Annotated in this window: 12 protein-coding genes; 4 read left to right on the top strand and 8 right to left on the bottom strand. The window is 68.9% G+C overall.

Going from position 1 to position 10,497, the window contains the following annotated elements:
- Positions 1–276: 276 nt before the first annotated feature.
- The 3 genes from ON26_RS18695 to ON26_RS18705 all read left to right on the top strand — a co-directional run bounded on the left by ON26_RS18695 (position 277) and on the right by ON26_RS18705 (position 3,816).
- Positions 277–1,410, top strand: a complete 1,134-nt coding sequence (locus ON26_RS18695) for a glycosyltransferase family 4 protein (protein ID WP_051027211.1) — start codon at positions 277–279, stop codon at positions 1,408–1,410.
- On the top strand, positions 1,407–3,542 hold the full coding sequence (locus tag ON26_RS18700) for an amylo-alpha-1,6-glucosidase (RefSeq protein ID WP_085999044.1): 2,136 nt from the start codon (positions 1,407–1,409) through the stop codon (positions 3,540–3,542). Before ON26_RS18695 ends, ON26_RS18700 begins: the two co-directional genes overlap by 4 nt.
- A 73-nt stretch (positions 3,543–3,615) precedes the next feature.
- Positions 3,616–3,816 carry a hypothetical protein gene (locus ON26_RS18705; RefSeq protein WP_051027223.1) on the top strand — a complete coding sequence of 67 codons (201 nt, stop codon included), beginning with the start codon at positions 3,616–3,618 and terminating at the stop codon, positions 3,814–3,816.
- 17 nt (positions 3,817–3,833) lie between these two features.
- Here the strand turns inward: ON26_RS18705 and ON26_RS18710 are convergent, their stop codons facing one another.
- The 7 genes from ON26_RS18710 to ON26_RS18735 all read right to left on the bottom strand — a co-directional run bounded on the left by ON26_RS18710 (position 3,834) and on the right by ON26_RS18735 (position 8,986).
- Entirely contained in the window at positions 3,834–4,898 is a 1,065-nt protein-coding gene (locus tag ON26_RS18710; protein WP_051027212.1) for a PHP domain-containing protein, read from the bottom strand.
- Entirely contained in the window at positions 4,899–5,480 is a 582-nt protein-coding gene (locus ON26_RS18715) for a dihydrofolate reductase family protein (protein WP_040797518.1), read from the bottom strand. It abuts the gene before it with no gap.
- A 153-nt stretch (positions 5,481–5,633) separates the two neighbouring features.
- Entirely contained in the window at positions 5,634–6,521 is an 888-nt protein-coding gene (gene mutM / locus ON26_RS18720) for a bifunctional DNA-formamidopyrimidine glycosylase/DNA-(apurinic or apyrimidinic site) lyase (protein WP_040797466.1), read from the bottom strand.
- A 1-nt stretch (position 6,522) separates the two neighbouring features.
- Positions 6,523–7,245 (bottom strand): ribonuclease III, encoded by a 723-nt coding sequence (rnc, locus tag ON26_RS18725; RefSeq protein WP_040797467.1) that lies wholly within the window; start codon positions 7,243–7,245, stop codon positions 6,523–6,525.
- A gap of 23 nt (positions 7,246–7,268) precedes the next feature.
- Entirely contained in the window at positions 7,269–7,451 is a 183-nt protein-coding gene (gene rpmF / locus ON26_RS32390) for a 50S ribosomal protein L32 (protein WP_083884195.1), read from the bottom strand.
- Positions 7,452–7,516: 65 nt separating this feature from the next.
- Positions 7,517–8,140 (bottom strand): YceD family protein, encoded by a 624-nt coding sequence (locus ON26_RS18730; protein WP_040797519.1) that lies wholly within the window; start codon positions 8,138–8,140, stop codon positions 7,517–7,519.
- A gap of 99 nt (positions 8,141–8,239) precedes the next feature.
- On the bottom strand, positions 8,240–8,986 hold the full coding sequence (locus ON26_RS18735; protein ID WP_040797468.1) for a DivIVA domain-containing protein: 747 nt from the start codon (positions 8,984–8,986) through the stop codon (positions 8,240–8,242).
- Positions 8,987–9,217: 231 nt separating this feature from the next.
- Between ON26_RS18735 and ON26_RS18740 the strand changes: the two genes are divergently transcribed.
- Positions 9,218–9,751, top strand: a complete 534-nt coding sequence (locus ON26_RS18740) for a GtrA family protein (RefSeq protein WP_040797520.1) — start codon at positions 9,218–9,220, stop codon at positions 9,749–9,751.
- 219 nt (positions 9,752–9,970) lie between these two features.
- On the opposite strand, the gene coaD is transcribed toward ON26_RS18740, so the two are convergent.
- Complete coding sequence (gene coaD, locus ON26_RS18745; protein ID WP_040797521.1) at positions 9,971–10,456, bottom strand: pantetheine-phosphate adenylyltransferase; 486 nt, start codon at positions 10,454–10,456, stop codon at positions 9,971–9,973.
- Positions 10,457–10,497 lie beyond the last annotated feature (41 nt).

Consider the following 10,497-nt stretch of genomic DNA (forward strand, 5'->3'; position numbering starts at 1 on the left):
ACGACACGCCTGGCGTGACGGTTGAATCCCGCGAGGCGCGGTAACACGGCGTCGGCCCCCTCTGATCGTGACATGCGTCACGACAAGCCTCCAGTGAACGGAGACGGCCACATTTCGGCGCCCGGCACTCGGAAGTTGCCGGGTGAAGCGAGTGCCAACGGTTGTGTCCCTGGAAGGAGGGTCATGAGCGCAGTGTTCTCGGAGCCGGTTGCGGTGCCACGTGCCGCCACGGACCTTGTGTCGATCGATCATCCCGGTAGCAAATTGCACATTGCGATGGTTGTTCCGCCCTATTTCGACGTTCCCCCCAAGGCTTACGGCGGGGTCGAGGCGGTCGTCGCCGATCTCGTCGATTCCCTGGTCGACCGCGGCCATCGGGTCACCCTGATCGGCGCGGGCGAGCCGGGCACCAAGGGCGATCTGATCACGGTGTGGGACCGGATCCTGCCCGAACGGCTGGGCGAGCCGTTCCCCGAAGTCGTGCACGCGCTGAAGGTGCGCCGCGCGATCGAGCGCCTGATCGCCACCGACGGCGTGGATCTGGTGCACGACCACACCTTCGCCGGCCCGCTCAACGCGCCGGTGTATCGAGCGCTCGGGCTGCCGACCGTCATCACGGTGCACGGCCCCGTCGAGGACGATTCCTACTGCTACTACAACGAACTCGGCAGCGACGTGGCGCTGGTCGCGATCAGCGATCGCCAGCGCGCGCTCGCACCGGAACTGCCGTGGGTCGGCCGGGTACACAACGCGCTGCGGGTCAGCGAATGGCCGTACCGGACCGACAAAGAGGACTACGCACTGTTCCTCGGCCGCTTCAACGCGGACAAGGCGCCCCATCTGGCGCTGGAAGCCGCGCACGCGGCGGGGATCCCGCTCATCCTGGCGGGCAAGTGCAGCGAACCGCCGGAGCAGGCCTACTTCGAGGAGTACGTGCGCCCGCTGCTCACCGAACGCGATCACGTGTTCGGCCTCGCCGACGCGGCGGCCAAGCGTAAACTTCTCTCCGGCGCACGGTGCCTGCTGTTCCCGATCCGCTGGGAGGAGCCCTTCGGGATGGTCATGATCGAATCGATGGTGTGCGGAACCCCGGTGGTAGCGCTGCGCGGCGGCGCCGTCTCCGAAGTCCTGGTCGACGGAGTCACCGGGCGCATCTGTGACGACCCCGCCGAACTGCCCGGCGCGATCGAGGAAGTGCGCTCGATCGATCCGGCCGCCTGCCGTGCCCATGTGCTCGAGAACTTCGACGCCGCCGACACCCTCGGTCGCGGCTACGAGCAGGTCTACCGCAGGCTGTTGCTGTCCGAAGCCCTTGCCGGCGCCGGTGATTCGGTGGCCCGCGGGTTCGGCGCCGCACAATTGACAGCGCCGAAGCGGGTGCGAGCGGTCACCGCGGGCGGGCCCGCGTGAGCATGGCCGAATCCACCGGCGGCCCCTCGCCGCTGAACTCGGGCGAGGCGGCCGGTTTCGGCGGCTCCGGTTCGGTGACGCTGGTGGAAGGCTCGACCTTCTGCCTGTCGAACCGGATGGGTGACGTCGAACCCGGCCGCCCGCACGGGTTGTTCTTCCGGGACGCGCGCGTGGTGTCCCGCTGGGAACTGCTCGTCGACGGCAAACCGGCCGAACCGCTGTCGGTGTTCAGTCCCGAGGCTTTCACGGCCCGCTTCGTCCTGCGCAGACCACCGCAGGCCGGCCTGGCCGACAGCACGTTGCTCGTGGTGCGTGAACGCATCGTCGCCGAGGGCATGCACGAGACGCTGATTCTGGAGAACATGGGCCGCGAGCCCACAGCGGTCACGTTGGAACTCCACGTCGACGCCGATTTCGTCGATCTGTTCGCGGTGAAAGAGGGTCGCGCGGGCCATCATCGGGCCGATGTGACCGTCGGCGACGGCGAACTGCTGCTGCACGATCGGGTCGACCGGATGCGCGGGCTGTCGGTCTCGGCGAGCGTCGAGCCGACCGTGCAGCCCGGCACGCTGACCTGGCGCGCGGTCGTCCCGGTCGGCGGCAGCTGGCAGACCGAGATCATCGCCCAGCCGACGCTGGGCAATCAGCGTGTGCAGGCGGCCGTTGCGCCGGGTGAGCACTACGGCGTGAGCGCGCCCGGCCGCAAGATCGAGGCGTGGCGCGACACCGCCACCGATATTGTCGCCGCCGACCCCACCCTCACCCAGGTGCTGCGCCGCACCGAAAGCGATCTGGGCGCTCTGCAGATCCACGACGATTCCGGTGAGAGCAGGCCGTTCGTGGCCGCGGGCGCCCCCTGGTTCATGACGCTGTTCGGCCGCGACAGCCTGCTCACCGCATGGATGGCGCTGCCGCTCGCCGTCGATCTCGCCCTGGGCACGCTGCAGCAGCTGGCCGAATTACAGGGCCGCGCCGTCGATCCGCTCACCGAAGAGGAACCGGGGCGGATCATGCACGAGATGCGCCGCGGCCCGGCAGGCGGCCAGGTGCTCGGCGGGCAGATCTACTACGGAACGGTGGACGCCACCCCGCTTTTCGTCATGCTGCTGGCCGAGTGTCACCGCTGGGGCGCCGACGAGGACGCGATCCGGCAATTGCTGCCCGCCGCCGATGCCGCGCTGGACTGGATCACCGACTACGGCGACCGCGACGGCGACGGATTCGTCGAATACCGGCGCGCCACCGACCGCGGCCTGATCAATCAGGGTTGGAAGGACAGTTACGACGGCATCAACGACGCCGAAGGGCATCTGGCCGAGGCGCCGATCGCGTTGTGCGAGGTACAGGGCTATGTGCACGCCGCGCTGCTGGCGCGCGCCGAACTGGCCGAGGCGTTCGGCGAGATACCGCTGGGCAGCCGGCTCCGCGAGCGGGCCGCCGAGCTGCGGGTGAAGTTCGCCGAGCAGTTCTGGCTACCCGAACGCGGCTGGTACGCCATCGCATTGGACGGGTCGAAGCGCCGCGTCGACGCGCTGACCAGCAACGCCGCGCACTGTCTGTGGGCGGGGATCGCCGAGGACGAGCACGTCGCCGAACTCGTGCGCCAGTTGTCCGGCCCGGAGATGGACAGCGGTTTCGGCCTGCGCACCCTGGCCTCGTCGATGGGCGCGTTCAATCCCATGAGCTACCACTGTGGTTCGGTGTGGCCGCACGACACCGCCATCGGAGTGGCCGGGCTGCTGCGCTATCGGCATGTCCCCGGAGCGGTGGAACTGGCCACCCGGCTCGCGACCGGCCTGCTCGATGCCGCCGCGGCGTTCGACGGCAGGCTGCCGGAATTGTTCTGCGGTTTCTCACGATCCCGGTTCGCCGTGCCGGTCCCCTACCCCACCTCCTGCTCGCCGCAGGCCTGGGCCAGCGCCGCACCGCTGTTGCTGGTGCGCGCGTTCCTCGGTCTCGACCCGGACGTACCCGCCCGCACCCTCACCCTCCGCCCGCGCCTGCCCGCGGAATGGGGCCGGGTCTCGCTGACCGAGCTACGTCTGGGCGAGATCACCGTCGACCTGGAAGCCGAAGGGACCGAGGTGATCTCCGCCCGAGTGCCGCAGGACTGGCAGCTGATCACCGACTAACGCACGCTCGCGTCCGAATTCGCCCACACAACTGCCCGGGTGCGCCCGGCGGTCTCACCGACCTGGAGTCATGATGCAGACGTCACTGGACCGACTCGACCTCTGGGGATCCGGGCACCGTGACTGCGCGGTCGAACCCACCGATCTCGACCCCGATCTCGCGCGGTTCCTCCGTGCCGTACACGCCGGACACGGCCCGGCCTGCAGGCAGTACCTGGCGGCCGCCGCCTATCTCGACGCCGCGGGCCGAACCGGATCGACACCGCCCGCCTGAGCGTTGCCCCCGGGCTCTCAACCCGCCGACGCGCCCGCCCAGGCGAGCAACTCCTCGACCGGCCAGGTGTTGATCACCCGCTGCGGCGGCACGCCGGTGGCGACAGCGCGTTCACAGCCGTAGCCCTGCCAGTCCAGCTGACCGGGCGCGTGGGCATCGGTGTCGACGGAGAACAGGCAGCCCATCTCCACGGCCAGGGTCAACAGCCGAGTGGGCGGGTCGAGACGCTCGGGACGGCAGTTGATCTCGACGGCGGTGCCGTACTCCCGGCATGCCTCGAAGACGACCTCGGCGTCGAACTGCGACTCCGGCCGGGTGCCGCGACCACCGGTGACCAGCCGTCCTGTGCAGTGCCCGAGCACGTCCACGTTCGGGTTCGCCACCGCATACACCATGCGCTGGGTCATGGCCCCGGAATCGGCGCGCAGGTTCGAGTGCACGCTGGCCACCACGATGTCGAGTTCGGCGAGCAGATCGGCGCGCTGATCCAGTGTGCCGTCGTCGAGGATGTCGACTTCGATACCGGTCAGGATGCGGAACGGGGCGAGTTCTTCGTTCAACCGGGCGACCACGTCCAGTTGCCTGCGCAATCGATCGGCGGACAACCCGTTGGCCACGGTGAGACGCGGGGAATGGTCGGTGAGGGCGCAGTACTCGTGGCCGAGGGCGGCCGCGACGCGCATCATCTCCTCGATCGGGCTACCGCCGTCGGACCAGTCCGAATGGGTGTGCAGGTCACCACGCAGCTGTGCGCGCAACGGCTTGCCGGACGCGCCGATGGGCTGGGCGGCGCGGCGTAGCTCGGCGAGCTGGTCGGGCACGTGCCCCGCGGCTGCCTGCGCGATCACAGCGGCGGTCTTGGGTCCGATGCCGGGCAGATCCCGCCAGGTGTTCGCGGCCCGGTGCGCCCCGAACTCGGCCTCGTCCAGCCCGGCCACCACATCGGCGGCGCGCCGATAGGCCTTCACCCGATAGGTTTCGGCCCGCTGGCGTTCCAGCCAGAACCCGATCTCGCGCAGTGCCCGCACCGGCCCCGTCGCGGGGGCCGGGGGCGTCGGGCCCGCCGGATCGGGTGCGGCCATCTAGCGGATCCTGCTGTATTTCAGGAAGGCGACGCCGTCCTCGAAGACACGGCTGGTGATCACCCGGAACTGCGCGGGCTGGGGCAGACGCGGCCCCGAACCGAACAGCGACCGCCCCCGGCCGAGCACGATCGGATACAGCTTGAGGAAGATCTGATCGATCTCGGGCAGCAGCGCCTGCGCCAGCTCACCGCCGCCGCACAGCCAGATGCCCAGGCCCTTCTCCTGTTTGAGCTCGCGGACCCGGGCGAGCGGGTCGGCGGCGATCAATTCGACGCCGTCGCCGGGGCTCTCCGGCAAGGTGGTGGACACGACGAACTGCCGCAGATGCTCGTAGGGACTGGACGTACCGGTGCGCACCCCGAAATCGTGCGTCTTGCGGCCCATCAGAACGGTGTCGAAGGACGCGTTGCGCTTGGCGATGCCCAACGACTCCCTGACCTTGGTAGGCAGCGTCTCCGGGTACTGCGCCGTGATCGCCTGGCTGTGGTCGCCACCGACCGGGAAGAAGTCGACCGACCCTTCCTCGGTGGCGATGAAGCCATCGATCGTAGCGGCCACGTAGTAGGTGAGCTTGCGCATCATGTCCTTCCTCCGGCGGCACATATCGTCGGGCCGTCCCGAGGCAACGGTATCGCGCAGAACGCGGCTCCCGCAGGCCTTGGCCGACAAGCGGAGCGCAACGATTCGACACGCTCGCCGATTCGGAGAAGGGCCGGGACACGGCCGGGGGACTCAGCGGCGGCGTGGCCGTGGCTGGCAGCGCGGGCAGGAGTACGACGATCGATTCATGAACTTCTCCCGACCGATCGGCGCGCCGCAGCGCCGGCACGGCTGGTCCTGCCTGCCGTAGACGGCCAGGGCGCGCTCGAAGTAGCCGGACTGGCCGTTGACGTTGACGTAGAGCGCGTCGAAGGAAGTTCCGCCCGCCGCGAGGGCCTCGTCCATCACCGCACGTACCTCGGTGAGCAAACCGCGCAGCGCGGGGCGGGTCAGGCCGGAGGCCGTGCGGTTGCCGTTGATGCGGGCCCGCCACAGCGATTCGTCGGCGTAGATGTTGCCGATTCCGGAGATCACCGTCTGGTCCAGCAGGACGCGTTTGATCTCGGAGTTCTTCGCGCGGATCGCGGCGACGGTGGCTTCGGCGTCGAAGAGCGGATCCAGCGGGTCGCGAGCGATGTGCGCGACCGGTTCCGGGACGAGCGAGCCGTCGATCTCGAGCAGCGGAGCCAACGCCCAGCCGCCGAAGGTGCGCTGATCGACGAACCGCAGTTCGCTGCCGTCGTCGAGAGCGGCACGGATGTGCGCGTGCTTCTCGACGGGTGCGTCCGCGGGCTGCACGAGCATCTGGCCACTCATGCCCAGGTGCACGACCAGAGCGGCGTCGAGGGCAGGTTCGGAGGCGGCGGAGTCCGATTCGTCGAAGGTGAGCCACAAGTACTTACCGCGACGGCAGGCGGCGCGTACCCGGCGACCGGTGATGCGCGCGGTCAGGTCGGCCGCACCTGGAATATGCCTGCGCACCGAACGCGGATGGGTGACTATGACCGACTCGACGATGCGACCGGCCACATGCTCGGCCAGACCACGCCGGACAACCTCGACCTCGGGAAGTTCGGGCACGTCAGGATTCGGCGGTCAGTGCCTGATAGGCGGCGCCCGCGGCCTTCTGCTCGGCTTCCTTCTTGGAACGCCCGACACCGGTGCCGTAGGACTGGCCGCCGATCACCGTCGTCGCGGTGAATTCCTTGTCGTGGTCGGGGCCCGTGGAGGTGATCTCGTAGGCGGGCACGCCGAGACCGCGCTCGGCGGTCAGTTCCTGCAGGCTGGTCTTCCAGTCGAGGCCGGCGCCCATCCGGGGACCGCGCTCGAGCAATTCGGCGAACAGCCGCAGCACCACGCCACGCGCCACCTCGATGCCGTGCTCCAGGTGCACGGCGCCGAGCAGCGATTCCATGCCGTCGGCGAGAATGCTCGGCTTGTCGCGGCCGCCGGTGAGCTCTTCGCCCTTACCCAGCAGCAGATGCACGCCGAGGCCGCCCTCGCCGAGCCCACGCGCTACTTCCGCGAGCGCGTGCATATTGACCACGCTCGCGCGCAGCTTCGCCAACTCGCCCTCGGACTTGTCCGGGTGCTCATGATAGAGCCGCTCGGTGATGCTGAGCCCCAGCACCGAGTCGCCCAGGAATTCCAAGCGCTCGTTGGTGGGAAGGCCGCCGTTCTCGTAGGCGTACGACCGGTGTGTCAGCGCCAGGCGCAACAGATCCGGTCGCACGTCCACGCCGAGCGCCTCGAGCAGACTCGCGTGATCACCGGACGAGCCGGCTTCGTCCTTGCTGGCCGTCACGTTCGATACGGGTGATCGAGCCGTCAGACGGCGGAAGTGACCTGGCGGCCCTTGTAGGTGCCGCAGGACGGGCACGCGATGTGCGGCAGGGTCTTCTCACCGCAGGCCCGGTTCGGGCAGGTGATCAGAGTAGGCGCGGCAGCCTTCCACTGGCTGCGCCGCGACCTGGTGTTGGAACGGGACATCCGGCGCTTGGGAACGGCCACGACTACTTCTCCTCTTGTCCTGTACTTACTCTGCCGGTGAACGGCTGACTTGGGGTCTTGCTGCGTTATCGGTCTTGATCGGCGTCCGCGTCGGGACCACCGCTACCAGGCGATTCGGAGGCGAATTTCGCCAGCCCGGCCCAGCGAGGGTCAAGTATCTCATGCCGGTGATCAGATCCCGCAATCGCCATCGCCACCCCGCATTCCGGGCACAGCCCGGGGCAGTCCGGCGAGCACAGCGGCTGCAACGGCAACTCGAGCCCGATGGTGTCGACGATCAGCGGTTCCAGATCGATCAGATCGTCCTGCATCCGATAGACCTCGTCGTCCTCGGTGGTCTGCTCGGTGGTGCTGTTCGGATACGCGAACAGCTCGGTGACCGGGAGGCTCACCTCGTCGGTGAACGACTCCAGGCACCGCGAGCACTGCCCTTCGGTCGGCGCGGTCACCGTGCCGGTGACGAGCACACCTTCGGACACCGCCTGCAGCTGCAGATCCAACTCGACCTCGGCGCCCACCGGGATGGCCACCAGGTCGAGCCCGATACGCCCCTCCGTGGTGACCGTGCGCCGCAGCTCCCGCATGGTGCCGGGGCGACGGCCCAGGCTGCGGACGTCCAGCACGAAACCCGCGTCGACCCGGTGCGAAGGCACCCGATGACGCGAGGTGGAACCGGAACCGGCGGACATCACGAACTCACTCACATTTCGAAGGGGAATGGGCAACCACACCACAGTACGCCGAAGGCTCCCGCCCGCCAAAACCGCGCTGGGCGCATCACACCGGCGTCAGCGGCGGTACTCGGCGGCATAGTCCGGCGCCCCCGCACCGCTGCGCAACTGGTGCCTGCCGCGACCGACGGTACGCAGAGTGCTGTTCAAGGTCTCCTCGAAGCCGGCCAGCGTCGAGTCGACGTAGTGATCGCATTCGTCGCGCATCCGGTCGGCCTCGGCCTGGGCGGTGTCGATCAGGCGGGCGGCTTCGGCGTGCGCGGCGCGCACGACCTCGGTCTGCGCGACCAGCCTGGCCTGCTCGGCCTGACCGTCGGCCACCGAGCGCTCATAGGAGGCCTTGCCGGATTCGATCATCCGCTCCGACTCCACCCGCGCCCGCCCGGTGACCGCCTCGTACTCGGCCTTCGCCTCGGCGACCGTGCGGTCGGCCTCGGCCTGGGCGGTGGCCACGAGATGGTCGGCGTGCGCGCTCGCCTCGGCGACCATCCGGTCGGCGTGCGCCTTGGCGTCGGCGAGGATCCGGTCGGCCTCGGCACGGGCGCTGCCGACGGTCTCGCGCGCCTGGTCGTCGGCCGTGGTGACCGCGGTCTCGGCGGCCGCGCGGGCGTCGTTGACGATCTTGTCCCGGTGGTCGAGCACGTCCTGGGCATCGTCGAGTTCACCGGGCAGCGCGTCGCGTACGTCGTCGAGCAGGTCGAGCACATCGCCGCGCGGGACGATGCAGTTGCGGGTCGGCGGAATGCCGCGCGCCTCCTCGACGATGGCCACCAGTTCGTCGAGCGCCTCGAAAACCCGATACATGCTCACCAACCTCGTTCTCGTACCTACTTCGGACAGCTCGCCCACAGGCCAGTGTGCCCGCCGTCACGGGTTCTGCCGAGTCGTCTGCCGGTGTGTCGGCCCCGATGTCTCGCAGAACACAGGCAATACCCGGAATCAAGTGGAGCTTGAACCTCCACTTCGTGTACATTCCATGGCAGAGGACCGCCGAAGTCAGCCGGTCCCGCGAGCCACGTTCGATCGGAAATGACCATGACCGCCCTGGAACCTCAGCGCTCGGCAGTACTGCCTGCGGGCATGTACACGCCGTGGGCTGTGCCGTATCCGGTGGTCGTACCGGCTCCCGCGCCCCGGGTGAGTTCGGAGCCGAGCCGGTGGACGCGGCTGGCCCAGTACCTGCGCGGCGATCGCGCACTGCCGCAGCTGGGACGCTTCGCCCTCGTCGGCGGCGCCAGCAATATCACCTATGTGCTGCTGTTCGCGGCCATGTACGGCATGGGCTCGATCACCGCCAATATCGCCGGATCCGCGGTGAGCACGGTGATCGCCAACGAGTTGCACCGCAGGCTCACCTTCAAGGCGGCCGACCGGGTGCACTGGTTCACCGCGCAGTGGGAAGCAGGCGGCCTGGCGCTGCTCGGCCTGGTGATCACCACCTGCGCGCTGGCCGCGCTCGAGGTCTTCACCCCCACTCTCGGCGGCAGCGCGCAGGCGGCGGCAGTCCTGGCGATCACCGCCGCGGTCGGCGGCATGCGCTTCCTGGCGCTGCGCGGCTTCGTCTTCTGAGTCTTCGTATTCCGGCCCCGCCCGAACCCTGACGGGCGCGGCGTCGATCCCGCACGTCACCGGCGCGTGCTCGGGGCGCCGAGGCGGAACTCGGCCGGGCACCGACACCCGGACACCGTGGTCGTCATCGATTCGGTGTCCGGTCCGGATTTCCGGCCCGGGACATGACCCCACGTCCCGGGTCCGCCGTGTTTTGCCCAGCCGGATGTGGCGGTGGGTTCAGCCCCGGCGTTCGACGATGCGGTCGAGCAGGCGCTTGTGCACGATGGGCGGCAGCATGTCGGAGACATCGCCGCCGTAGGTGGCGACCTCCTTGACCAGGGAGCTGGACAGGTAGCTGAAGACCGGATTGGTGGCGATGAAGAAGGTGTCCACGCCGGACAGCTTCTTGTTCATCTGCGCCATCTGCAGTTCGTAACCGAAGTCGGTGGCATCGCGCAGGCCCTTGACGATGGCGGTGATGCCCTGTTCACGGGCGAAGTCGACCAGCAGACCGCGCCAGGAGGCGACCCGGACGTTGGGCAGGTGCGCGGTCACCTCGCGCAGCAGCTCCATCCGCTCCTCGACCTCGAACATGCCCTTCTTGTTCGGGTTGATCATGACGGTGACGACGACCTCGTCGAATTGCTCGGCCGCGCGGGCGAATACGTCGAGATGTCCGTTGGTCACCGGATCGAACGATCCGGGGCACAGTGCTCCAGCCATACGCCCGACGCTATCACCGCGGGCACCGGCGTCCGCGCCGG

This window comes from Nocardia higoensis NBRC 100133 (assembly GCF_000308595.1).
GTDB lineage: Bacteria > Actinomycetota > Actinomycetes > Mycobacteriales > Mycobacteriaceae > Nocardia > Nocardia higoensis.